The sequence below is a fragment of the Xanthomonas sp. SS genome (assembly GCF_014236835.1).
Classification (GTDB): domain Bacteria; phylum Pseudomonadota; class Gammaproteobacteria; order Xanthomonadales; family Xanthomonadaceae; genus Xanthomonas_A.
This window is the reverse complement of record NZ_CP051190.1, coordinates 1,563,181-1,587,888: the sequence shown is the minus strand read 5'-3', so window position 1 is coordinate 1,587,888 and position 24,708 is coordinate 1,563,181. Positions and strand designations below refer to the sequence as shown.

General features: G+C 69.4%; 20 protein-coding genes. 12 read left to right on the top strand and 8 right to left on the bottom strand.

The window, feature by feature from the left end; translation table 11 throughout:
* Nucleotides 1–14 precede the first annotated feature (14 nt).
* The 10 genes from HEP74_RS06590 to HEP74_RS06545 all read left to right on the top strand — a co-directional run bounded on the left by HEP74_RS06590 (nt 15) and on the right by HEP74_RS06545 (nt 10,078).
* Entirely contained in the window at nt 15–470 is a 456-nt protein-coding gene (locus HEP74_RS06590; RefSeq protein ID WP_185815726.1) for a PTS sugar transporter subunit IIA, read from the top strand.
* 2 nt (nt 471–472) lie between these two features.
* On the top strand, nt 473–1,423 hold the full coding sequence (gene hprK / locus HEP74_RS06585) for an HPr(Ser) kinase/phosphatase (RefSeq protein WP_185816533.1): 951 nt from the start codon (nt 473–475) through the stop codon (nt 1,421–1,423).
* Entirely contained in the window at nt 1,420–2,298 is an 879-nt protein-coding gene (rapZ, locus tag HEP74_RS06580; protein ID WP_179566240.1) for an RNase adapter RapZ, read from the top strand. The genes hprK and rapZ overlap by 4 nt, the downstream gene beginning before the upstream one ends.
* A gap of 140 nt (nt 2,299–2,438) precedes the next feature.
* A complete protein-coding gene (locus HEP74_RS06575) occupies nt 2,439–2,831 on the top strand; it encodes a PTS sugar transporter subunit IIA (protein ID WP_179566242.1) in 393 nt (130 codons plus the stop codon).
* Nucleotides 2,824–3,093 carry an HPr family phosphocarrier protein gene (locus HEP74_RS06570; protein ID WP_009591660.1) on the top strand — a complete coding sequence of 90 codons (270 nt, stop codon included), beginning with the start codon at nt 2,824–2,826 and terminating at the stop codon, nt 3,091–3,093. Before HEP74_RS06575 ends, HEP74_RS06570 begins: the two co-directional genes overlap by 8 nt.
* A 58-nt stretch (nt 3,094–3,151) precedes the next feature.
* A complete protein-coding gene (gene ptsP, locus HEP74_RS06565; protein ID WP_185815725.1) occupies nt 3,152–4,858 on the top strand; it encodes a phosphoenolpyruvate--protein phosphotransferase in 1,707 nt (568 codons plus the stop codon).
* A 338-nt stretch (nt 4,859–5,196) separates the two neighbouring features.
* Nucleotides 5,197–6,555: a magnesium transporter gene (gene mgtE / locus HEP74_RS06560; RefSeq protein WP_179566246.1), complete on the top strand. Its 1,359-nt coding sequence runs from the start codon at nt 5,197–5,199 to the stop codon at nt 6,553–6,555.
* A 225-nt stretch (nt 6,556–6,780) separates the two neighbouring features.
* The gene (locus HEP74_RS06555) at nt 6,781–7,614 is read left to right on the top strand and encodes a carboxylesterase family protein (RefSeq protein WP_185815724.1); all 834 of its coding nucleotides are present in this window, start codon (nt 6,781–6,783) and stop codon (nt 7,612–7,614) included.
* Nucleotides 7,615–7,924: 310 nt separating this feature from the next.
* Nucleotides 7,925–8,374 carry a hypothetical protein gene (locus HEP74_RS06550; RefSeq protein ID WP_185815723.1) on the top strand — a complete coding sequence of 150 codons (450 nt, stop codon included), beginning with the start codon at nt 7,925–7,927 and terminating at the stop codon, nt 8,372–8,374.
* Nucleotides 8,375–8,809: 435 nt separating this feature from the next.
* Nucleotides 8,810–10,078, top strand: a complete 1,269-nt coding sequence (locus HEP74_RS06545; protein ID WP_185815722.1) for an arsenic transporter — start codon at nt 8,810–8,812, stop codon at nt 10,076–10,078.
* A 153-nt stretch (nt 10,079–10,231) separates the two neighbouring features.
* Here HEP74_RS06545 and HEP74_RS06540 read toward each other — a convergent pair whose 3' ends face one another.
* Complete coding sequence (locus tag HEP74_RS06540; protein ID WP_185815721.1) at nt 10,232–11,626, bottom strand: amino acid permease; 1,395 nt, start codon at nt 11,624–11,626, stop codon at nt 10,232–10,234.
* Between the two features lie 698 nt (nt 11,627–12,324).
* Here HEP74_RS06540 and HEP74_RS06535 point away from each other — a divergent pair.
* The gene (locus tag HEP74_RS06535) at nt 12,325–12,807 is read left to right on the top strand and encodes a hypothetical protein (RefSeq protein WP_185815720.1); all 483 of its coding nucleotides are present in this window, start codon (nt 12,325–12,327) and stop codon (nt 12,805–12,807) included.
* Between the two features lie 369 nt (nt 12,808–13,176).
* On the opposite strand, the gene HEP74_RS06530 is transcribed toward HEP74_RS06535, so the two are convergent.
* The 7 genes from HEP74_RS06530 to HEP74_RS06500 all read right to left on the bottom strand — a co-directional run bounded on the left by HEP74_RS06530 (nt 13,177) and on the right by HEP74_RS06500 (nt 22,791).
* The gene (locus tag HEP74_RS06530) at nt 13,177–15,417 is read right to left on the bottom strand and encodes a methyl-accepting chemotaxis protein (RefSeq protein WP_185815719.1); all 2,241 of its coding nucleotides are present in this window, start codon (nt 15,415–15,417) and stop codon (nt 13,177–13,179) included.
* A gap of 516 nt (nt 15,418–15,933) precedes the next feature.
* A complete protein-coding gene (locus HEP74_RS06525) occupies nt 15,934–16,998 on the bottom strand; it encodes a pectate lyase family protein (RefSeq protein WP_185815718.1) in 1,065 nt (354 codons plus the stop codon).
* A 460-nt stretch (nt 16,999–17,458) separates the two neighbouring features.
* On the bottom strand, nt 17,459–18,376 hold the full coding sequence (locus HEP74_RS06520) for a hypothetical protein (RefSeq protein ID WP_185815717.1): 918 nt from the start codon (nt 18,374–18,376) through the stop codon (nt 17,459–17,461).
* Between the two features lie 114 nt (nt 18,377–18,490).
* Entirely contained in the window at nt 18,491–20,494 is a 2,004-nt protein-coding gene (locus HEP74_RS06515; RefSeq protein ID WP_185815716.1) for a M1 family metallopeptidase, read from the bottom strand.
* Nucleotides 20,495–20,767: 273 nt separating this feature from the next.
* Nucleotides 20,768–21,715 carry an aspartate carbamoyltransferase catalytic subunit gene (locus tag HEP74_RS06510; protein WP_185815715.1) on the bottom strand — a complete coding sequence of 316 codons (948 nt, stop codon included), beginning with the start codon at nt 21,713–21,715 and terminating at the stop codon, nt 20,768–20,770.
* A gap of 19 nt (nt 21,716–21,734) precedes the next feature.
* Nucleotides 21,735–22,232 (bottom strand): Holliday junction resolvase RuvX, encoded by a 498-nt coding sequence (gene ruvX, locus HEP74_RS06505; protein WP_185815714.1) that lies wholly within the window; start codon nt 22,230–22,232, stop codon nt 21,735–21,737.
* The gene (locus tag HEP74_RS06500; protein WP_145701939.1) at nt 22,225–22,791 is read right to left on the bottom strand and encodes a YqgE/AlgH family protein; all 567 of its coding nucleotides are present in this window, start codon (nt 22,789–22,791) and stop codon (nt 22,225–22,227) included. Before HEP74_RS06500 ends, ruvX begins: the two co-directional genes overlap by 8 nt.
* Before the next feature lie 106 nt (nt 22,792–22,897).
* Between HEP74_RS06500 and HEP74_RS06495 the strand changes: the two genes are divergently transcribed.
* Nucleotides 22,898–24,706, top strand: coding sequence for a DUF4153 domain-containing protein (locus HEP74_RS06495; RefSeq protein WP_185815713.1), 1,809 nt, complete (start codon nt 22,898–22,900; stop codon nt 24,704–24,706).
* Nucleotides 24,707–24,708: the final 2 nt, after the last annotated feature.

Here is a 24,708-nt window from a genome sequence, read left to right as displayed (position 1 = left end):
CCATTGACCGATCCATGCCTCTGACCGAGCTATTAGCGGCCGTCCGCACCCAGGTGCTGCCGGCCGCCGATCGCGACACCCTGCTGCGTACGGCTGCCAGCCTGCTGGCCTGTCCGCAAGCCGGCTTCGACGAACTCTTCGCCAGCCTGCGCGAGCGCGAACAGCTCGGCAGCACCGCCATCGGCCATGGCATCGCCATCCCGCATGGCCGCGCCCCGCATCTCGACGCACCGCGTGGCGCCTTGTTGCGGCTGGACCAGCCGATCGACTTCGACGGCCACGGCACGCAGGTCGATCTGATCTTCGCGATGGCCGTGCCGGCGCACTACACCCACCAACACCTGATGCTGTTGTCGGAACTGGCCGAACAGTTCTCCGACGACGGCTTCCGCGAGGCCCTGCGCCGCGCCCCCGACGCTGCCGCGCTGCACGACCTGCTCGGCGGCGCGCCCCAGGCCAGCGCCGCATGAGCATGAACACCAGCATCACCGCCCGCGAACTGTTCGACCAGCAACGCGATCGGCTCAACCTGCGCTGGCTGGGCGGGCAGAAGGGCGAACACCGCGAGCTGGAAGCCGGCAACGCGGTGTCGCGGCGCCCATCGCTGGCCGGCTATCTCAATACGATCTACCCGAACAAGGTGCAGATCCTCGGCACCGAGGAACTGGCCTGGCTGGATTCGCTGGATTCGCGCCAGCGCTGGGAGACCATCGAGAAGATCGTGCAGGTGCGGCCGCTGGCGCTGGTGATCACCAAGAACCAGTCGTGCCCGGAAGACCTGCGCGCGGCCGCCGACGAATCCGACACGCCGCTGTGGGGCTCGCCCAAGCGCGGCCACGAACTGCTCAACCACCTCTCCTATCACCTGGCGCGCACGCTGGCGCCGCGGGTGATCCTGCACGGGGTGTTCATGGAGATCTACTCGATCGGCGTGCTGATCACCGGCGAGGCCGGCTCCGGCAAGAGCGAGCTGGCGCTGGAACTGCTCAGCCGCGGCCATCGGCTGGTCGCCGACGACGCCCCCGAGTTCACCCAGATCGCCCCAGACGTGCTCGACGGCACCTGTCCGGAACTGCTGCAGGACCTGCTGGAAGTGCGCGGCCTGGGCGTGCTCAACGTGCGCGACATGTTCGGCGACACCGCTGTAAAGAAGAACAAGTATCTTCGCCTGATCGTGCACCTGACCCGGCCCATGACCGAACCGACCCCGCATGGCTACGAGCGCCTGACCGGCGATTCCGGCACCCGCCACGTGCTGGACCTGGACGTGCCGCTGATCACCCTGCCGGTGATGCCCGGGCGCAACCTGGCGGTGCTGACCGAGGCCGCCACGCGCCTGCACATCCTGCGCACTAAGGGCATCGACCCGGCGGCGATGTTCATCGCCCGCCACAGCAACCTGCTCGAACGGCGCACGCCATGAACGCGGTGGCGAACACCTCCACCCTGGTGATCGTCAGCGGCCTGTCCGGCTCCGGCAAATCGGTGGCGCTGAAGACCTTCGAGGACCTGGACTACTACTGCGTCGACAACCTGCCGGTGGAACTGCTGCCGGCCTTCGTCAAGAGCCTGGTGCGCGACGACGTCGGCCCCGGCAAGCTGGCGGTGGGCATCGACGTGCGCAGCCGCCACAGCGACCTGGCGCAGCTGTCGCGCTGGCGCGAGGCGGTGGCGCAGTTCGGCCTGGACGCGCGGCTGCTGTTCTTCGACGCCACCGACGAAGCGCTGATCAAGCGCTACGCCGACACCCGCCGTCGGCATCCGCTCTCGCACCTGGGCCTGTCGCTGCCCGAGGCGATCGAGCGCGAGCGCGCGCTCACCGAGCCGCTGCGCCGCGAGGCCGACGCGGTGATCGACACCAGCACGCTCAACGTGCACCAGCTGCGCCGGCGGGTGACCACCGAGTTCGCGCTGACCAACGAAAACAGCCTGTCGCTGCTGTTCGAGTCCTTCGCCTACAGGCGCGGCGTGCCGGCCGAAGCCGACTTCGTGTTCGACGCGCGGGTGCTGCCCAATCCGCACTGGGATCCGGAACTGCGGCCGCTGACCGGCCGCGACAGCGGCGTGCGCGACTACCTGGACGCGCAGCCGGACGTGCAGCGGTACACCGCGCAGATCGTCGACCTGCTCGACACCTGGCTGCCACGGCTGCGCAACGACACCCGCAGCTACGTCACCATCGCCTTCGGCTGCACCGGCGGCAAGCACCGCTCCGTCTACCTGGCCGAACGCCTGGCCCGCCACGCGCGCGAGCAGGGCTGGCCGGAAGTGGCGACGTTCCATCGCGAGCAGGACTGAGGGGCCGGGATTGGGGATTCGGGATTAGGGATTGGCAAAAGCGGGAGCGGCTCTGGCTCTTGCGAATCCCCAATCCCGAATCCCCAATCCCGGCCTTCCAACCATTCCCTGCGCCCTGCCCGACCTGTTAACGTTCTCCCATGGCCTGTGGCATTCTCCTGATTACTCATCCCGGTGTGGGCGCGTCGCTGTTGAGCGTGGCCACCGGACTGTTGCGGCAGTTGCCGCTGAAAACCGAAGCGTTCGAAGTTCCGCTCGATGCCGATCTGGACGCGCTGCTGCCGCAGGCATCGGCGGCGTTGCGGCGGGTCGACGACGGCGACGGCGTGCTGGTCGTCACCGATCTGTATGGCGCCAGCCCGAGCAACCTGGCGACGAAACTCGCCCGCCTCGGCACGCCGGTACGGCGCGTCTCGGCGCTGAGCCTGCCGATGCTGCTGCGGATCATGAATTACCCCGAACAGGGGCTGGACCAGTTGCCCGCGACCGCGGCCGCTGGCTCGCGCAATGGAGTGGTGATCGACGATGCTTGAACGCGAACTCATCGTATCCAACCGACTGGGCCTGCATGCGCGCGCGACCGCCAAGCTGGTGCAGACGCTGTCCTCGTTCCGGTGCAACGCCACGCTGGCCGCCAAGGGCCGCGAGGTCAACGCCAAGAGCATCATGGGCGTGATGCTGCTGGCCGCCGCGCAGGGCACGCCGGTGACGGTGCGGGTGGACGGCGCCGACGAAGCCGACGCGCTGGAGGCCGTGGTCGGCCTGTTCGAGCGGCGCTTCGACGAGGACAGCTGAGCATGCGGCGCCGGCCGCCGTTCGCGACCACGCCGCCGCGCCGACGCGGGTGCGCGCGGTGAGCCTGCGCATCGCCGGCCATGGCGCCTCGCGCGGCAACGCGCTGGGCCGCGCGCGCGTGCGCCTGCCGCATGCGCTGGACGTGGCCGAACAACGCATCGGCGCAGCGCAGGTGCCCGAGGAACTGGAACGCCTGCACCTGGCGGTGAACGCCGCGCGCGAGGAAATGCACGGCCTGCGCCAGCGCCTGCACGGCGCGCTGGCCAAGGAGGTCGGCGAGTTCCTCGACCTGCACGCGCTGCTGCTCGACGACCCGGAACTGCTGCATGGCCTGGACGAACTGATCCGCACCGGCCGCTACAGCGCCGACTACGCCTTGCGCCTGCAACGCGACCGCCTGGCGACCGTGTTCGACGACATGGAAGACGCCTACCTGAAAAGTCGCATGGACGATCTGGACCATGTGATCGGGCGCATCCACGCGTTCCTGCAGAAGCGCCAGCCCGACAGCGCCGGCCTGGCCGGCGAGATCCTGGTGTGCGAGAACGTGGCGCCGTCGGAACTGGCGCAACTGCAGGCGCAGGGCGTGGTCGGCATCGTCACCAGCGCCGGCAGCGCGCTGTCGCACAGCGCGATCCTGGCGCGCAGCCTGCACCTGCCGCTGGTGGTCGGCGTCGCCGATGCGCTGCAGAAGATCAACGACGGCGACGTGCTGATCGTCGACGGCGTGCAGGGCGCGGTGATCGTCGAGCCCACGCCCGACGACCTGCGCGACTACCGGACCCGCGTGCGCGACCAGGCCAAGCTGCAACGCGGCCTCGGCAAGCTGCGCTCCAAGCCCAGCCGCACCCTGGACGGGGTCGATATCGTGCTGCTGGCCAATGCCGAGTCGCGCGACGACGTGGCCCGCGCGCATGCGCTCGGCGCCGACGGCCTGGGCCTGTACCGCACCGAATTCCTGTTCCTGCAGCGCGATGCGCTGCCCGACGAGGAGGAACAGTTCCGCACCTACCGCGACGCGGTGCTCGGCATGAGCGGGCGGCCGGTGACCATCCGCACCCTGGACCTGGGCGCGGACAAGGCCGATCGCACCGGCCTGACCATGAGCAACGAGCAGAACCCGGCGCTGGGCCTGCGCGGCGTGCGCCTGTCGCTGGCCCGGCCGAAGGTCTCGGACACGCAACTGCGCGCGATCCTGCGCGCCTCAGGCTACGGCCCGGTGCGCGTGCTGCTGCCGATGATCAGCGCGCGCGAGGAGATCATGGCGATGCGCCGGCATCTCAAGCGCATCGCCGCGCAGCTGCGCCGCGAGGGCCACGCCATCGCCGAACAGGTGCAGATCGGCGCGATGATCGAGGTGCCGGCCGCGGCGATCGCGCTGGACACCTTCATCGACGCCATCGACTTCCTGTCGATCGGCACCAACGACCTGGTGCAGTACCTGCTCGCCGCCGATCGCAACAACGAAGCGCTGGGCGAGCTGTATTCGCCGCTGCACCCGGCGGTGCTGCGCCTGATCGCGCAGGTCATCGCCACCGGTCAGGCGCACGCCAAGCCGGTGGCGGTATGCGGCGAGATCGCCGGCGACCCGGCGCTGACCCCGATCCTGCTGGCGCTGGGCCTGCGCGAGTTCAGCCTGCACCCGGCGACGATGCTGGAAGTGCGCCGGGTGATCCGCGACACCGATCTGCAGGCGCTGCGCCTGCGCGGCGCCAAGCTGCTGCAGGCGCGCGACCGCAAGGGCATCGAGCGCTGGCTGGGTTGAGAGCCGGGATTGGGGATTGGGGATTCGGTGATGCTGACCGCTCACAGCCACCGCCAAGCGACCTGCTGAAAAAATCACCAACCTGCCGCTTCTCTGTAGGAGGGGTTTCAGCCCCGACGCCTTACCGGTAGCGCGTCGGGGCTGAAGCCCCTCTACAGAAGAGCGCAGAAGCCGCGCACTTGCGAATCCCCGCTTTTCCACAGCCGAATGGCTGGTCATCCCGACTCCCCAATCCCTGCCCGCTGTGCTTCCCGCAACATGCAGGCGATAATGTTGCGATGAACATCTGACCGACCGCCCGCCTTCGGCGCGCGGCCTTCCACTTTCAGGAGCAGCGCATGGCCGATGCCGTCCGCCACGACAAGACCGCGCGGCAGCTGCGTTTGCTGTCCGATGCGCTGGACAGCGGGCGCCTGGGCCCGGTGCGGCGGCTGGTCAATACGCTGGCGCCGGCCGAGATCGGCAACCTGCTCGAGTCGCTGCCGCCCGGCAAGCGCGTGGTGGTGTGGGGCCTGGTCGATCCGGAAGACGACGGCGAGGTGCTGCTGCACGTCGGCGAGGAAGTGCGCGAAAGCCTGCTCGCGGACATGGACCCGGACGAAATCATCGCCGCGGTCGAAGACCTCGACATCGACGATCTGGCCAACCTGGTCGAGGATCTGCCCGACACGGTCATCGACGAAGTGCTCAAGTCGATGGACCGCGAGAACCGCGAGCGCCTGGAACAGGTGCTGTCCTATCCCGAGGACAGCGCCGGGCGCCTGATGAACCCGGACGTGGTCACCGTGCGCGCCGACGTCAACGTCGACGTGGTGCTGCGCTACCTGCGCCTGCGCGGCGAACTGCCGGACCACACCGATCACCTGTTCGTGGTCAGCCGCCGCCACCAGTACCTGGGCCGGGTGTCGCTGGCCGCGCTGGTCACCCACGAGGATTCCACCCCGATCAACCGGCTGATCGACGACGAACAGCCGGCCATCGACGTGGGCGAAGGCGCCGACGAGGTCGCGCGGCAATTCTCCGACCACGACTGGATCTCCGCGCCGGTGGTGGACGACAACAACATCCTGCTCGGCCGCATCACCATCGACGACGTGGTCGACATCATCCGCGACCAGGCCGAGCACCAGGCGATGAGCGCCGCCGGCCTGGACGAGGACGAGGACATGTTCAGCCCGGTGCGGCGCGCGTTCCGGCGCCGCCTGCTGTGGCTGACCATCAACCTCGGCACCGCGTTCATCGCCTCCAGCGTGGTCAGCCAGTTCGAGGGCACCATCTCCAAGCTGGTGGCGCTGGCCGCGCTGATGCCGATCGTGGCCGGCATGGGCGGCAACGCCGGCACCCAGGTGCTGGCGCTGATGGTGCGCGGCCTGGCGCTGGGCCAGATCGGCGCGTCCAACGTCACCGTGCTGCTGCGCAAGGAACTGGCAGTGGCGCTGATCAACGGCCTGGCGCTGGGCATCGGCCTGGGCCTGATCGTGCTGGCGTGGTTCAAGCAGCCGCTGCTGTCGCTGGTGATCGGCTCGGCGCTGACCATCAACCTGCTCACCGCCGCGCTCGGCGGCGTGCTGGTGCCGCTGACGCTCAAGCGCCTGGGCTTCGATCCGGCGCTGGCCGGCGGCGTGATCCTGACCACCCTGACCGACGTGATGGGCTTCCTCAGCTTCCTCGGCCTGGCCACGCTGGTGCTGCTGTAGACCGATCTACGCGGCATGCGCATTGCCGCGAACGCCGCCGCATCGCCCGCGCGCGCACATGTGTCGGCTCTCTCGCCGCCGCGTGCCGGACGCCCGCGACAGGCTGAACGCCGCGCGGGCGGCGCCTGACTGGCGCATGTCCGGCGCCGGCCCCGACCGCACGCCGCGCTGTCCCCGAAGCGCCTGGACACCGATACTGGGGATCTCCACCGCCGAGGGCCGCCCATGTCCATGCGTTCGTTGCTGATGTTGCTGTGCCTGTCGATGGTCGGTTGCAGCAGCCTGCCCAGCGACCCGGCCACCGGCCATTTCGTGTCCCGCCAATTGACCGTGGACGGCCGCCTGTACCGCTACCAGGTGTTCGTGCCGGCGCCGCCGCACCGCCAGGGACCGGTGCCGGTGGTGCTGTTCCTGCACGGCTCCGGCGAGCGCGGCAGCGACGGCAAGCAGCAGGCCGACTCCGGCGTGGGTCCGTACCTGCGCCGCCACCTGGGCGACTTCCCGGCGCTGGTGGTGATGCCGCAGGTACCGGACGAGCAGGAGTGGAACGGGGTCAACGCGACCATGGCGCTGCAGGCGCTGGACGCGGCCAGCGCCGAATTCAACGGCGATCCGCAGCGCACCTACCTGACCGGCATGTCGATGGGCGGCTACGGCACGTGGGAAATCGCGCTGCAGCAGCCGCAGCGTTTCGCCGCGCTGGTGCCGGTGTGCGGCGCGATCCTGTCCCCGCACGAGGACCGCGAATACCTGGTGGTGACCCCGGTGGCGGAACTGCCCGACCCCTACACCGCGCTGGCCGAACGCCTGCAGCGGATTCCGGTGTGGATGTTCCATGGCGCCGAGGACGACGTGGTGCTGCCGCACGACGACCGCAAGATCTACCGCGCGTTCAAGAACCTGGATGCCGACGTGCAGTACACCGAATACCCGGAAGGCAACCACAACGCCTGGGACGCCACCTACCGCGACCCGAAGATGTGGCAATGGCTGTTCGCGCAGAAGCGCGGCGGCGACACCGCCGACGCGGCGCCGGAAGCCGCGACCGGCGGCAGCTGAGCGGCGCCAGAACCGGCGCGTTCCGGCCCATCCCCTTGTAGGAGCGGCTTCAGCCGCGACCGAACCCATCCCACACGCGCGGCAGCGTCCGCACCGGAAATAATGCGCCCGACGCTGCCGGCGCTGAGCCAGGCGAAGGAAAGACAGCAGCGACAGCCAGCCGATAGCGCCGAAGACGAATGAATAACGCCGCGGCGCGCGCGCCCGCCGCGAATGTGCACGCGCCGATACTGCGCACCCCTCAACGGCGCAGCATCACCCACGCGCGAAAACCGCGTACAGTCCGCGCTCGTTTCTTCCCGGGCCGCCCATGGCAACCGACACCGCCTTCGCACAGGCCGACTTCCTCGAACGGCTACAGCGCCTGGACGCGAGCGCCGCGGGCCTCGCCGATGCCGCGATCCCGCCGTTGCTGATCGCCACGTCCGATCCGGCCGCGCCCTGGCAGCTCAGCGAGACCGGGCAATGGCTGCTGCACCTGCTGAAGGCCAGGCAGGCGCTGTCGCATGCCGCGCACGCCACCACCCTGTCCGCCGATGCGCTGCGCCGCGACCAGAAGTTCGCGCCGCCCGGGCGGCCGTCGCTGCACCTGGTGCAGCTGCGCCAGCAGCAGGCCGCGGCGCAACAGGCGACGCGGCGGGCGAAACAGGATTTCGCGCAGGCCGCGGCCGGTTTCGCGCGCAGCGCCGGTCTGGCGCCGCCGACCAAGCTGAGCCTGAGCGAGTTCCTGCAGCGCTGGATCGATCGGCACGTGCGGTAGCGGGAATCGGGAAAAGGGAATGGGGAATCGGCAGAAGCGCGGCTTGGTCGAGCGCTGCCTGCAACGCGCACTCGCAGCGCATCCGCAGTCGTGCTGCCTGCTTTTCTGAGACCGGCAGAAACATGCCTGGGCGGTCGCCGCGTGCAACGCATAGCCGCGGCGCAGCCATGGCACTGGCACTCGCTGGTTGGCGTTCGCGCTTCGCTGCCGCCTCGCCGCTGAACGCAAACGCGCGCACGCTCCGCGAAGCAGGCTTGAACGCCAGGCCGGCGGCGAGCGGCTTGCTATCCTTGCCGGCCGTTCTTTCTCGCCGATCCGCGCGCCGACTGCCGCCATGTCCGTCCTTCCCCACGCATCCGCCGCAGTCCGCGCCACCGCCCTCGCCGACGGCCGCGCGCATGCGCCCTGCCCGGCCGCACCCGCCGCGACGGCGGCATGATCATGCTAAGCGGACACACGGCGAACCTCGCCACCTGGAGCATCTGCGCGCTGGCCACGGCCGGGGTGATCACGCGGCCGTTCAAGCTGCCCGAAGCGCTGTGGGCGGTGGGCGGCGCGGCGCTGTTGATGGTCCTGGGCCTGATGCCCGGCGTCGATGCCTGGCACGCGGTGCTGAAAGGCTACGACGTCTACCTGTTCCTGATCGGGATGATGCTGCTGTCGGAAACCGCGCGTGCCGAAGGCCTGTTCGACTGGGTGGCGATGCATGCGGTGAACCTGGCCAAGGGCTCGCCGCGGCGCCTGTTCGCGCTGGTGTTCGGGGTCGGCATCGTGGTCACCGCGTTCCTGTCCAACGACGCCACCGCGGTGGTGCTGACCCCGGCGGTGTACGCGGCCGCGCGCAAGGCCGGAGCCAAGCCGCTGCCGCTGCTGTTCGCCTGCGCGCTGATCGCCAACGCCGCCAGCTTCGTGCTGCCGATCTCCAATCCCGCCAACCTGGTGCTGTACGGCGGCACCATGCCGACCCTGGGCGCATGGATGGCCGCCTTCGCGCTGCCGTCGCTGCTGGCGATCGGGGTCACCTTCGGCATGCTGTACTGGGCCGAGCGCAAGGACCTGCGCGGGCGCTGCGCCGAACGCGTGGACACGGTGCCGCTGAGCCGCGGCGGCGCCTTCGCGCTGGCCGGCATCCTCGCCACCGCGGCGCTGCTGGTTGGTGTCTCCGCGCTGGGCCTGGAGCTGGGCCTGCCCACCTGCCTGGCCGGCGTGGCCACGCTAGCGGCGGTGTGCCTGGGCGGACGGCAGTCGCCGCTGCCGCTGGCCAAGGCGGTGTCGTGGGCGGTGCTGCCGCTGGTGGCCGGCCTGTTCGTGCTGGTCGAGGCGTTGTCGCGCACCGGGGTCATCGCCTGGCTCGCGCAGACGCTGTCCGCCGCCGCCGCGCAGTCGCCGGTGACCACCGCCGGCGCGGCCGGCACGCTGCTGGCGTTCGCCTCCAATCTAATGAACAACCTGCCGGCCGGATTGATCGCCAGCACCACCATCGCCCAGGCGCATCCGCCGCAGTTGGTGGTCGACGCGCTGCTGATCGGCGTGGACCTGGGCCCGAACCTGTCGATCACCGGCTCGCTGGCCACCATCCTGTGGCTGACCGCGATCCGCCGCGAAGGCGAGGACGTGGGCTTCTGGCGCTTCCTGAAAGTCGGCGCGCTGGTGATGCCGCCGGCGCTGCTGTGCGCGCTGGGCGCGCGCTTGTTGCTGGGCTGAGCCGCTACCGCTTTCGTGTAGGAGCGGCTTCAGCCGCGACGAACGTGAGTAGAGGGCTTTGCGTTCCCGAAAAAACTCCGTGCAGTGCGGGCCTAATCGCATTGCCCACCTTCCGGTCGCGGCTGAAGCCGCTCCTACAGGAAGCGCGGTGCCCTACCCTGCCCGCTGCGCGCGCAGGCGTCGCGCCACGCCGCTGATCAGCGCGATCGCGGCGGTCAGCGCGGCCATCGACAGGAATTGCGCGCGGGTGTCGGGCGAGGCCACCAGCAGGCCGAAGATCAGCGCCAGGATCGCCAGCGCCAGAACGGTCAGCACCGGATAGCCGCGCATGCGGAACGGCAGGCGCGTGCCGGCGCGATCGGCGCGCGCGCGCAGGATCAGCTGCGACAGCAGCGAGATCGTCCACACCAGCAGGCAGGTCGCGCCAACGATGTTCAGCAGCGTCGGCAGCACCCGATTCGGATACAGCAATTCCAGCACCGCGGCGACGAAGCCGAACAGCACGCTGGACAGCACCGCCAGCAGCGGCACCTGCTGGCCGTTGGTGAAGGCCAGCGCGCGCGGCGCTTCGCCGCGCTGCGCCAGCGAAAAGATCATCCGCGAGGCGCCGTACAGATTGGCGTTGAGCGCCGACAGCAGCGCGATCACCGCGATCAGGGTGATGCCGGTGGCCGCGCCGGGAATCTTGGCCGCCTGCAGCACCGCCGCAAACGGCGAACTCAGCGCCTCGCTCTGCCACGGCACCACCGCGATGATCACGCTCAGCGAGCCGATGTAGAACACCAGGATGCGCCAGGCCACGGTGCGGATCGCGCGCGCGATGCTGCGCTCCGGGTCGGCGGTTTCGGCCGCGGCCACCGCCACGATCTCGGTGCCGCCGAAGGCGAACACCACCACCAGCAGCGCCGCGCCGATGCCGGCCAGCCCCTTGGGCGCGAAACCGCCGTTGCCGGTGACGTTGGACCAGCCCGGCGCAGGCACGTTCGGCAACCAGCCGGCCAGCAGCGCTACGCCGACCAGGATGAAGCCGACGATCGCCACCACCTTGAGGATCGCGAACCAGAATTCGAACTCGCCGAAATTGCGCACGCCGAGCAGGTTGATCGCGGTGAAGGCAGCCATGAACACCACCGCGACCAGCGGCACCGGCAACGCCGGCCACACCGTCGCCAACAGGCCGGCCGCGCCCACCGCCTCGGCGGCGATCACGATCACCAGCTGCAGCCACCACAACCAGCCCACCGTCGCGCCGGCGGTGGCGCCCATCGCATCGGCGGCATACACCGAGAACGCGCCGCTGGCCGGCTTGGCCGCGGCCATCTCGCCCAGCGCGTTCATCACGATGATCACCAGCGCGCCGGCGACCAGGTAGGAAATCAGCACCGCCGGCCCGGCCGCGTGCACGCCCACGCCCGACCCCAGGAACAGGCCGGCGCCGATCGCGCTGCCCAGCCCCATCATGATCAGTTGCCGCGGCTTCAGCGCATGGCGCAACGCAGGCGCGGCGGACGGGGCGGCGGGACCGGGAGGCATGGACGGATGCGGCATCGGGTTCGTCGATTGGCAGGAATCCCGACACGATACCGCGTCGCGATAGCGCCGTGCTCGCCGCCGCGCGTCAACCGATCCTGAGCGGATCGCGCCGGGTCTTCAGACCCGCAGCCGACGAGAGATCAGCAAGGTCTCCGCTCAGCGGCACCGAGCGTGCGGCGCAGCGTCCTCACTGACGAGCGGCGGCCGCCCCCGCGCCACCGCGACGCGCTGGCGCGTCCAGCGGCCGCAGCGTCGCTGGCCACCGGACGCGTGCCCGCCGCCCTGCCCTTCGCCTCCCAGGTCCCTTCTCGACCAGCCTGCGCACGCGCAAACGGGGCGCGGCATGCACGGCCCGTAGGCGACACCGCGAAGTTCTGGAATACAAAACTCCTGCGCGACAGAGAGACGACACACGAGGTTCGGAGATACGAAACATCGATATTTCGCCAAGCGCGTCGCATGTCGTTGATTTTAGATATTGACAGCGATACTAACGTCAGAAATACTGAACAAAGCGTCGAGTCGGAAGCGTGGCCCGGCGACCGACGTAGCGCCGCCCAAAGGCGCTACGCCGGTCGCCATGTACGGCTCCGTCCGCACGTGTGATGGCAGGCCAGGAGATGGCCTGCACCGAGCGGTTCGGCCGGAAAGGACCACGGCTGCCGCCCGGCCCGAGCGCAACGGTCCGCTGCATCAAGACAAGGAGAGACACCATGATCAAACCCCTGTTGACCCTGGCCGTTCTGGCCGTCGCATTCACCGCGGCGCAGACCCATGCCACCGGGCAGAAGCTGGAAGCCAACGACACGATCCAAGGCCTGGGCGAACGCGTCCCGGCCGGCAAGAAAAACGTCAGCCTGTCGCCGCTGTTCAAGGTCTACACGTTCGAGAAGTCCGGGCTGACCTTCGCCCAGGTCAACTCGTCGAAGGACGAAGTGATCACCGTGCTCGCGCTCACCCCGGGCGCCCAATCGCGCCTGCCGATCGGCTTGGCCGCCGAAGAGCAGCTGATCGTCGTCAACGACGAGAAAGACCGCCCGCTCGGCATGGTCACCGCCGCCGCGAGCTGCCCGTGCAGCGCCACCGTGGTTTACCAGGACGCCACCCAGATGATCGTCGTGGTCTACGGCTCCAACGGCGAGTACATCACCTCGTACGTGCTCCCGCGCACCAAGGCACCGAGCGCGCCGCAGTAATCGGCCTCACCTGCACCATAGCGCCGCGGCCGGCGACGGCCGCGGCGTTTTCGTTGCGCGCGCAAGCGTCCACATGCGAACGAGCCGTGCGCGCGCTCGGTAACCGTGTGCCCGACTGGACGAAACAGGCGCACCGGCGCTACGGGGATGGCGGACGCTACTGCACCTCCATGCAGCGGCGTGCGGTATGGACGTCCGCATCGGCGAGCGCCGCCGGCTCAGGGCAGCTGGTTGCCCGACAAGACCTGTTGCACCACCAGCAGTGCCGGATCGCGGGCATCCACCTGCTGCAGACGCTGCTCCAGTTCCTCGCTGCTCAGGACGCCCTCGCGATGCAGCCATCTGAAGCGGTTGCGGCGCTGCTCGGGATCAGAACTCCTGCCAATCCTTGTCGGTGGCCATGGCGGCGGCCGATTGCAGGCGACGCGCAGCGGTCGGCGCCGGCGCCGGACGGGCGTAGCTCTTCGGCTTCGGCGCCATCGCCAGGACCGGCTGGCGCACCGGCGCGGCGTTCTCTTCCAGTTTGAACAGGGCCACTGCCTGTGCCAGTTCGGTCGCCTGCTGTTCCATCGACCGCGCCGCGGCGCTGGCCTCTTCCACCAGGGCCGCATTCTGCTGCGTGCTCTCGTCCATCTGGGTCACGGTCTGGTTGACCTGCTCGATGCCGGCGTACTGCTCCTGCGAGGCAGCGGAGATCTCGCTCATGATGTCGGTGACGCGCTGCACCGAGGACACGATCTCGTGCATGGTCTTGCCGGCCTGGCCGACCAGCGCCGAGCCTTCGGCGACACGGCTTACCGAGTCGTCGATCAGTTCCTTGATCTCCTTGGCCGCGCTGGCCGAACGCTGCGCCAGGGTGCGCACTTCCGAGGCGACCACGGCGAAGCCGCGGCCCTGTTCGCCGGCCCGCGCCGCTTCCACCGCCGCGTTGAGCGCCAGGATGTTGGTCTGGAAGGCGATGCCGTCGATGACGCTGATGATGTCGGCGATCTTCTTCGAGGACGCCTCGATCCCGCTCATCGTGCTGACCACCTGGCCGACCACCTCACCGCCTTCCGACGCCACCGTCGCGGCACCGGCCGCGAGTTGGTTGGCCTGGCGCGCGTGATCGGCGTTCTGCTTCACGGTGGAGGTCAATTCCTCCATCGAGGCGGCGGTTTCCTCCAGGCTGGCCGCTTGCTGTTCGGTGCGGCGCGACAGGTCGTCGTTGCCGGTCGCGATCTCGCTGGCCGCGGCATTGATCGACACCGCCGAATGCTTGATCCGGCTGACGATCTCCGACAGCTGCTCGGCAGTGGCGTTGGCGTCGTCACGCATCTGTGCGAACACGCCGCGGAACTCGCCGTGCATGCGCGCGGTCAGGTCGCCGGCGGCGATGGATTGCAGCAAGGCCGACAGGGACTGCAGGTTGCCGTCGGCAGTAGTCATCAACTGGTTGAGACTCTCGACCATGACCCGGAAGTCGAACTGGAAACTGTCCGCATCGCCGCGGGCGCTGAAGTCGCCGTCGGCGGCGGACTGCGCCAGCTGCTTGATCTGGCCGTTCATCGCCGACAGGTTGGCCTTCACCTCGTCCATGGTCTGGGTCAGCACCGCCTTTTCGCCGGGCAGACGGTCCATGTCCTGGCTGAGGTCGCCGATCGCGTAGCGGCCCATGATCTGCGCCAGCTTCAGCTTGACCTCGATATGCGAGCCGACCACGGCATTGGTTTCCGCCGCCATGCGCCCGTAGTCGCCCGGGAACGCCGAGGCGTCCATGCGGAAACTGATCTGGCCGGCGTCGTGGCGCTTGGCCATGTCCAGCTGCGCGGCGATCAGGCTGCGCAGTTGCTGCTGCATGCCATGCATCGCGCCCAGCAGGCGCCCGGTCTCGTCGCTGGCCTGGGTCTGCACGTCGTTGTCCAGATCGCCGCGCGCGATCGCCTCGGCGGCGCGCGTGGCGCGGCTCAGCGGCACGGTGAGGCTGCGAGTGATCAGCCAGGCCAGCAGCACGCTGACCAGCACCACCGCGACGCCACCGCCGATCAGCATGGCGCGGCCATGGTCCATTGCCGCATTGGCGTCGTCAAAAGCCTTCGCGCCGCGCTGGCGCTGGCGCTCCGAATACGCGTTGATCGCGTCCTGCCACTGCTGGGTGGCCGGCGCGGCCTGCTTCATCAGCACCTGCAGCGCCTCGTCGGACTTGTCGTTCATGCCCAGATCCAGCACTTGCTGGTTGGCGGCGCGCGAGCGTTCGTAACCGAGATCGATCTGCCTGCGCATCTCCGCGCCGGTGGCATCGGTCACCGGAACCGCGTAGAGCTTGTCGTGGACCTCGCTGTATTTCTGCCGCTGCTCGTCGATGCGCTGGGCGAACTGGATGTTCTCTTCCTGCGTGGTCGGCAGGACGATATTGCGCAGGTTGACCGCGATGACCGAACTGGCCTCGCGCATCGCGCTGGTGTATTCGAGGAAGGTCATGTTGCGCTTGACGATGCTATCCATGCGTTCGCGCGCCTGCGCCAGGGTCATCAACCCGGCGACGACGAGCGCGCAGGAAAGCAGGATGAGCACGCCGAAGGCCGCGGAGAGTCGCGTACCGACGTTGTAGCGCTGGAGGAATCCGATCATGGAGGTACCTACTGGGGGAATGGAATGGAAAGGCGCCACGGCCTGGCAGGTGCGGAACCGGGCACGAAATCGAAAGGCGGAAAAGCCTCGGCGCAGCGCGAGCGCCAAGCCTGATATTTCAATTTCGAGACAGTTTTGCGCAACGCAAGCGTCGGTGCTTGGGCCAAGTAACGGCGACCGCCGCGGATTCTTGATGCGCAATTGCGCATATTTTATTGAACGCCCTCATACAGGTGAGCGGCGTGTGTAGGCAGGCCGGCGCAGCGGCCGCGACGCGACCGGATCGATGAAATCCGTGTGAAAAATGCGTCTGGCCGGCGCACGGCGACGGGTCGCGGTACGCAGTGGCGGGTCGTTGCGACCCGCATGCCCTTCGGGATCTAGCTCAGGCCGAGCGGCCGATGCGGTGCGGATCGGTGCACACGCCGCTTGCGTCGCATGCCCGGTGCGCACGCGGATGGACGGCCGGCGTCCGCTCCGGACCACGCCGGGGCGGACGCACGGCAGTCGGATGGCCTACTCGGCCAGGTTGGTGCCCGCGCCGGCGGTGGCGATGACCTTGGCCTTGACCTGCGCCGCCGGGATCGCGGTATAGACGTAGCCGATCGGCTGCGGGAACGTCGTCGACGAGATCCAGGTCGTGGCGTTGGCGTAGGGCTTGCTGGTGCTGTCCGGCACGCTCCAGGTGATGCCGCCGCCGACGTAGTTGTTGATCAGGTCCCAGTAGCCGATCTCGCTGCTGTCGCGCGAGGTCACCGGGTTCTTCGCGTTCTCGAAGTAGTTGGCCTCGATCAGCGCGATCCCGCCCATGCGCACGTTGATGCCGGAGGTGAGCACGTTGTTGAAGTAGTTGTTGTAGATGTGGCTCAGCCCGCGGCGTTGCAGCGGCAGCCGCGATTCCACGTTCTCGAAGCGGTTGTGGTGATAGGTGGTGCGCGCGGCGGCGTTCTTGGTGTCGTTGTCGCTGTAGCCGTTGAGCGCGACCTTCTGGTAGTCGTGCACGTAGTTGTACGACACGGTGACGTGGTGGGCGCCCTTCTTCATGTCGATGCCACCGTCGAAAGAGGCGTCGCCGGCGCCGGAGCACTTGGTCAGCGAGGCGAACACGGTGTTGTGGTCGATCCAGATATTGGACGGCTCGCCACTGGAATTGCCTTCCAGCGAGATCGAGTCGGCGTCCTCGCCGCCGGGCAGCAGGCCGATGGTCATGTTGCGGATGATGATGTTGTGCGCATTGCCCCCCACCCACAGGCCGAAGTTCGCCGAGGAACCGTTGGCGCCCTTGATGGTGATGTTGCTCTTGTTCTTGATCTGCACGGTCTTGGCCGGCAACTGCCACTGCGCGCAGACGTTGCCGATGCTGGCGAAGTTGAACTGGCCGGTGTAGTTCAGCACCAGGCCGCCGCTGCCGGAATAATTATTGATCGCGGCCTGCATCGCCTCCATCGTGGCGACGTTGATCGGAATCGCGTTGCCGCCGCCGGTGGTGGCGGCGCCGTAGCCGACCGGGCCGGCGACGGCCGGCGATACGCAGAAAACCAGGGCAAGCGCGAGCGCGCCCTTGAGCGGCTGGATGTTCATCAGACTCTCCCATCTTGCAGCGATAGATGCCTGCGCCCTCGCGGATGCGATGGGCGATGGCACGGGGCGTGGGGGCCGGGCGCAGTCTTCGCCTGGCGCAGGGGCCGGCGCAATCGGCCAAAGCGGGAAGCTAGATCCGCACCTACGATCGCGCCGCAAGACATGCGGAACAGACACGAACGGACAGAGGGAGACAGACAACGACAGGCGAAGACAGGCGCCTGCAACGCACTCGCGCGCGACGTTGCAGGCGTGCCGAAGACGGCGAAGAACCGCGATGCAGCGTCATCGGCACGACGCCCGGCGCCGCCCGCCAAACGCGCTCGCTTCGCGGCGGAGACATTCGCGCGCCATTGGCGCATCTGCCACACATGCAGCCGATGTTGCGCGTGCAGCATGCACCGGCGCAGGCGACGCCGGTCGAGCGTCGTCGCAACGACCGTGCGGCCGATCGGGAATGCTACGGGCCGGCCGGTGCCGGCGTGATCCTGCCGTGCTCGCGCGCCGCCCACGACGCGCGCTTCTGTGTGGCGCCGAGCAGCGCGGTGGCGCGGCTGTTGTGCGGCCGCGCGGTGTAGAGAATCCACTTGGGCAAGCCGGGCAGGCGCGCGTCGGCGTATGCGGCGCGCCCATGCTCGAAACGCAACAGGCGATAGACCCAGAAAAGGTGCGGCTTGCGGTCGCGGGTCAACGACGCATCGGCCCAGACCGGCACCAGTTGCAGCAGTCCGCAGCCGGCACGCTGCGGTAGTGTCCGGTAGTCGTCGGCGCCGGGTTCGTGGGTCTCCACGTCGATCGAGCGGTAGCCCTCGCCGTCGGACAGCAGCACCCGGCGCCAGGCGTTGCCGCCGGCCAGGCCGACCCCGCCGCTGCCGAGGGTGACGATGAAATCCGGCCGCCGGTCGTGGTTGAGATCCGCCGTTTCCACGCCGTGGAACCCCATCGGCGAGCCGCCCAAGGCGACCGGCGCGACCAGGGCGCGATCCTGCGCATCGAACAGTTGCAACATCGGCATGTCGGTGAAGTCGAGCTGCAGGCGGAGACCGGCATGGCGATAGGTCGTGATCCCGTCCCAGCGCATCTTGCCGCCATCGGCCGGCTCCAACGCCTGGACCTTGCATGCCGCGCTCGGCGGCGTGCCGGCCCAGGGCGGGTATTGCGGATGCCAGGCGCTGGCCAGTGGCGCGGCCGCCAGCAGGCACAGCAGCGCTGCCAGGCGCGACGCGGCGCCGTGCCATCGCCGCAACAGGCGTGCGCGTGGCGGCGCCATCGCGTGGATCCGGCGCATGCGCATGGCCAGCGCAACGCGCGCCATTCTGCTCGGCGCTACGGCACTACATGCAGCGATCGCGACGGCGGCGCCGATACGGGTTGGCAAGATCCTTCTCCCTGCGTGCGAACGCACGCGGGCGCGTGCGGCGCGGCACTATCGCCGCGCCGGCGACATCGCGCAAGCGACGCGCAGCCGCCACGCGCCGCGCAGCCCGCGGACTCAGCTCACCGCGTCGATCTCGTTGTCGCCGCGATCGGCGTCGGGCAGTTTGTGCTCTGGATCCAGGGTCACGTGCAGCACCTTCTGCGTGCTCGGCACGCGGACCTGCGGCTGGGTCTGCTGGATCCAGGTCTCCACCGGCACGCGCTGGTCGAGGTGGCTGCCGTCGGCGAAGTCGATGCGCAGCGTCGCCGGCATCACCAGCTTCTGCCGGCTCTGCAAGGTCACCAGCAGGCCCTTGGCCGGATCGTGTTCGACATAGCTGGCCGCACGCACGCCCATGTCCAGCTGCCAGTTGTTGAGATACCAACCGCGCCACCACCACGCCAGGTCCTCGCCGGATTCGCTTTCCATCAGCCGGAAGAAATCCGAGGGCGTGGGATGCTTGTACGCCCAGGTGGCGATGTACTTGCGGAACGCCGGGTCGAAGCGCGCCGGGCCGAGGATCTGTTCGCGCAGCAGCACCAGGCCCAGCGCGCCCTTGAAGTAGGTCAGCGAATGCCGATAGGTCTCGCTGGTGGCGTCGGCGCGGTCGAGCAGGTTCGGCGCCTGCGCATCGGCCAGCAGCGGCAGGATCTCGTCGACCGGGTTGCCGCCCTTGGGCGCGTATTCGCTGTCGCGCTTGGGCGCGAATTCGCCGTGGTTGATTGCATCGGAGGCGTAGACGTCGATGAAGGTGTTGAAGCCCTCGTCCATGAACGCGTAGCGGCGCTCGTTGGAGCCGACGATCATCGGGAACCAGCCGTGGCCCAGTTCGTGCGCGGTGATCCAGAACAGGTCCTTGCCGCCGTCGTGCATGTCGTCGAAGACGATGCCCGGATACTCCATGCCGGCGCCGTGGCCGCCGAGGTTCACCGCCGCCGGCCACGGATACGGGTACCACTGCGAGAAATGCTCGATCGACGCCTTGACGAACTCGGTGGAGCGGTCCCACTTGTCGGCGCCGACGCCTTCGCGCGGATACACCGACATCGCCAGCGCATGCTTGCCGTCGGGCAGATTGATGCGCGCGGCGTCCCAGACGAACGCCGGCGAGGCGGCGAAAGCCACGTCGCGGGTATGCGCCATGTGGAAGCGCCAGGTCTGGGTGCCGCTGGCGGTGGGCCGGCTGGCCGCGTCGCCGATTTCGGCGGCGCTGCGGATCGCCACGGTGCGGTCGCTGGCCGCGGCCTGGGCCAGGCGCTGGCGCTGCGTGGCGGTCAGCACCTGCGCCGGGTTCACCAGCTCGCCGGAGCCGGCGACCAGGTAGTTCCACGGTACCGTCACCGCGTAGTCGAAATCGCCGTATTCCAGGTAGAACTCCGCGCCCAGGTAGGGCTGCGTGTCCCAGCCGCGCTGGTCGTCGTACACCGCCATGCGCGGATACCACTGCGCGATCTCGTAGATGTCGCCGTCGCCGGTCGGGGTGACCGCGGTGCGCCCGCCCCAGGTGCCGGGCACCGTGTAGGCGTAGTCGATATGCAGCTTCAGCGCCTTGCCGGCGCCGGCCAGCGGTTGCGGCAGGTCCACGCGCATGCGCGTGTCGTCGACCAGGAAGTTGGCCGGCAAGCGCTTGCCGCCCTGCTCCACTTCCACCTTGGCGATGCGGTAGCCGTCGCTGGACGGCGCCGGCGGGCGCTCCGCCCGCGCCGGGCGCACGCCGCGAGCGCGCGCGTCGGCGCGGTAGATGTTCTGGTCCAGCTGCAGCCACAGCACGTCCAGCGTGTCCGGGCTGCGGTTGCTGTAGGTGATGGTTTCCTGGCCGCTGAGCGTGCGCGTGGCCGGATCGATGCTGGCGTGCAGGTCGTAGTCGGCGCGGTTCTGCCAGTACAGCGGCCCGGGCACGCCGCCGCCGCTGCGATAGGCGTTGGCCGGCTGCGGCAGTTGCAGCGGCGCGAACAGGGCCAGCGGATCGTAGCCGCCGGCGGGCGCGGCAGCGGCCGGCGCGGCGGCGCTGGCCTGGGCGAAGGCGACGAGGGAAGCGCAAGCCGCGGCGAAGCCGGCGCGGCGCAGGACATGGATCATGTGGGGCGTCCGTGGGGAGGATCGCCCCCGATGGTAGGCCGAAACGGCGTGGCGTGGATGTGCCGGTCGGCGTGGTCGTCGGTGTGGACATTCAGCGCAGGCGGGTGGTCCGTCGCTTGCGTTCGTCGCGGCTGAAGCCGCTCCTACACGAACCTGCAGGGAACCGGCTGGGCTCACTGTAGGAGCGGCTTCAGCCGCGACGAGCGGAGCGATACCTCATCGGCGCAAGCAAGGCATCCGAGCCGGAGTGACGGCCACCGCACACCCCACGCCTCACCCCAACAACGTCTCCAGCACCGCCATGCGCACCGCCACGCCGTTGGCGACCTGACGCAGCACGCACGACTGCGGGCCGTCGGCGACCTCGTCGGTGATTTCCACGCCGCGGTTGATCGGGCCCGGATGCAGCACCACCGCGCCCGGCGCGGCGCGGCGCAGGCGTTCGGCGGTGAGGCCGTACTGCGCGTGGTAGCCCTCCAGCGAGGACACCAGGCCTTCCTCCATGCGCTCGCGCTGCAGGCGCAGCATCATCACCGCGTCCACGCCGTCGAGCATGGCGTCGAAGTCGTCGCCGACCACGCAGCCGTCCAGGGTGCCGTCGTCGGGCAGCAGCGCCTGCGGGCCGCACACGCGCACTTCGCCGGCGCCGAGCGTGCGCAGTGCGTGCAGGTCCGAACGCGCCACGCGCGAGTGCTTGACGTCGCCGACGATGACCAGCTTGAGCTTGGAGAAATCGCCGCCCTTGGCGTGGCGCAGGGTCAGCATGTCGAGCAGACCCTGGGTGGGATGCGCGCTGCGGCCATCGCCGGCGTTGATCAGCGCGGTGCCCTCGCCGGCCGCCTCGGCCAGGCGCTCGACCGCGCCGTCTTCGGGATGGCGCACGACGAAGCCGCGCACGCCCATCGCTTCCAGGTTCTTCAGCGTGTCGCGCGCGGTCTCGCCCTTGCGCGTGGACGAGGTCGAGGCATCGAAGTTCAGCACGTCTGCGCCGAGCCGCTGCGCGGCCAGTTGGAACGAGCTGCGGGTGCGCGTGGACGGTTCGAAGAACAGCGTGCACACCGCGGTGCCGGCCAGCACGTTGCGCTTGCCGACCCGGCCTACCGCCGCGTCGCGGATCTGCCCGGCGCGGTCCAGCAATTGCAGCAAGGTCGCGCGCGGCAGGCCTTCCAGGGTCAGCAGATGGCGCAGGCGCCCGTTCGAATCGAGTTGCGGGTCAGTCATGGCGGGTCCGGGCAGGGGATCAGGAAATGGGAGTGGCGTCGTCGGGCGCGGCCAGCCAGCGCTCGATGATCACCGCAGCGGCCACCGCATCCAGCGCGGCGGCGTCGCGGCGGCGCTTGCGGCCTGCGGCGCGGTCTACGGCGAAGCGCTTGGCCGCCTCGACCGAACTGGAGCGCTCGTCGACCAGCACCACCGGCACCTTATAACGGGCGCCGAGTTCGCGGGCGAAGGCATGCGCGCGCTTGCGGTTGGGTTGGTCGGCGCCTTCCAGGGTCAGCGGATCGCCGACCACCAGGCCGTGCGGGCGCCATTCGGCGTACAGGCGGTCCAGCGCCGGCCAGTCCGGCCCCTGCGCATGCACATCGACCACGGCCAGGGCGCGCGCGCCGCTGCCGAAACTGCTGCCCACGGCCACGCCGATGCGGCGATTGCCGACGTCGAAACCGAGCACGGTGCCGTCGCGGCGAATGGTGCCGGCAGCGGCGCTGTCCGCAGCGGGTGCGCCGGGCTCAGGCATGCCCGCTGTAGTCGGTGAGGCGGAACAGGTCCACGCCGATGCGGCCGGCGGCGGTCTGCCAGCGCCGCTCCAGCGGCAGCTCGAACAGCAGTTCGGCATCGGCCGGCGCGGTCAGCCAGCTGTTCTCGCCCAGTTCGTATTCGAGCTGGCCGGCGCCCCAGCCGGCGCAGCCCAGCGCGACCACCGCGTTGCGCGGACCGTCGCCGCGCGCCATCGCTTCGAGCACGTCGCGCGAGGTGGTCAGGAACAGGCCGTCGCCGAACGCCAGGCTCGAATCCCAGGCGCGTTCGCCGTCGTGGATCACGAAGCCGCGTTCCGGATGCACCGGCCCGCCGCTGAGCACCACCTGCTCGCGCAGGGCGTCGTCGATGGTGTCGATGCCCATCTGCGCCAGTACTTCGCCCAGCGTGTATTCGGAGGCGCGGTTGACCAGCACGCCCATCGCGCCGTTGGCGTCGTGCTGGCAGATCAGGGCCACGCCGCGGGCGAAATTGGGATCGGACAGCGCCGGCAGCGCGATCAGCAGTTGGTTGGCCAGGGGGGTAGGCAAAGCGGACATGGCCCCATTCTATCGTCCCTCCCGCGCCGGCGCTGCGCCGGGCCGGAGCGGACTGCCATAATCGCCCCGATCGCGCACCGCCGCGCCGCCAAGGATGCTGTCTCGCATGGAAACCGCCCCCGATCTGCCGCGCCAGACCCGCGCCTTCATCGTCCTGGTGGCGCTGCTGCAGGGCGCGCTGCTGTACCTGGCCCAGCGTGGCGCCGATGCCGGGTGGTGGCCGTTCGCGGCGCTGGGCGGCCGGGTGTGCTGGTACACCCTGGTGCTGACCGTGCCGACGCTGACCCTGCTGTCGGTGCGGCGCCTGGGCGAATTGCGCCTGTGGCAGCACGCGATCGCCGTGGCGCTGCTGGTGGCGGCGCTGTCGGCCTGGGCCGCATGGAGCGCCACCGGCGCGCCCGGGCTGCGCAGCGAGGAAGTGCTGGTGCCGTTCGGCATGGCCATCGCGCTGGGCATGTTCGTGCTGCTGCCGTGGCTGCAGTGCCGGCTGCAGCATGGCCACTGGCAGGCACCGTACCGCGAATTGTTCGAACATGCCTGGCAGAACGCGCTGACCCTGGCCCTGGCCTGGCTGTTCGTCGGCATCTGCTGGCTGGTGCTGTGGCTGTGGGGCGCGCTGTTCGCGCTGGTGAAGCTGGAGTTCTTCCGCGAGCTGTTCCGCCAGAGCGCGTTCGCCTACCTCGCCACCGGCATCATGTTCGGCCTGGGCCTGCTGATCGGCCGCACCCAGCAGCGCGCGGTGCAGGTGATGCGGCAGATCCTGTTTGCGATCTGCACCGGGCTGCTGCCGTTGCTGGCGTTCGTGGCGGTGCTGTTCGCGCTGAGCCTGCCGTTCACCGGGCTGCAGCCGCTGTGGGAAACCCGCGCCGCGGCGAAGATCCTGATCGCGCTGGTGGCGGCCCTGGTGGTGTTCGTCAATGCGGTCTACCAGGACGGCACCGCCACCGCGCCCTATCCGCAATGGCTGCAGCGGCTGATCGACGCCGGCCTGCTGAGCCTGTCGCTGTACGCGCTGCTGGCGTTGTACGCGCTGTGGCTGCGCATCGACCAGTACGGCTGGAGCGCGGAGCGCTTCAACGGCGTGCTGGTGGCGGTGGTGGCCTGCGGCTACGCGTTCGGCTATGCGTGGGCGGTGCTACGCCCGGACGGACGCTGGCTGCGGCCGCTGGCGCCGGTCAACCGGGTCATGTCCTGGGTGGTGATCGCGCTGGCGCTGGCCACCAGTTCGCCGCTGCTGGACCCGTACCGCATCGTGGTCGGCAGCCAGTTGCAGCGCTTCGCCGACGGCCGCACCGCGGCCGCGGACGTGGATCTGTACTACCTGCGTTTCGACAGCGGCCGCCGCGGTTACCAGGCGGCGCAGTCGCTGCGCGACGCGCCAGGCTTTGCCGAGGACCCGGCGCAGCACGAACGGCTGCAACGCATCCTGCAACGCACGCAGCGCTGGGGCGACGACGACGGCGACGGCAGCGGCGGGAAGCGCACGCAAGAGCGCATCGCCGCGCCGGCCGAATTGCGCCAGCACATCCCGCTCGCCACGGGCAGCGCCGATCCCGGCGATGGATGGTGGCAGGCGCTGCTCGCCGGCACCCTGCAAGACGGCGGCTGCCGCCAGCGCGAGGACCGCTGCGTGCTGCTGGTGCGCGACCTCGACGGCGACGGCAGCGGCGAGGCGCTGCTGTGCAACGACAGCGACAACTTCGGCATGGAATGCCGGATCCATGCGCACCGCCAGGACCGCTGGCAGGACGTGGCACGGGTGCATTTCTCGCCCAGCGACGTCAATCGCCCGGGCGCGGCGTTCGACGCATTGCGCGCCGGCAAGCTGGAATTGGCGCCGCGACGCTGGCCGGACCTGACCTTGCCCGATGCGCAGCGCGCCGAAGTTTCCCCCGAACACGACCAGGACGACTGACG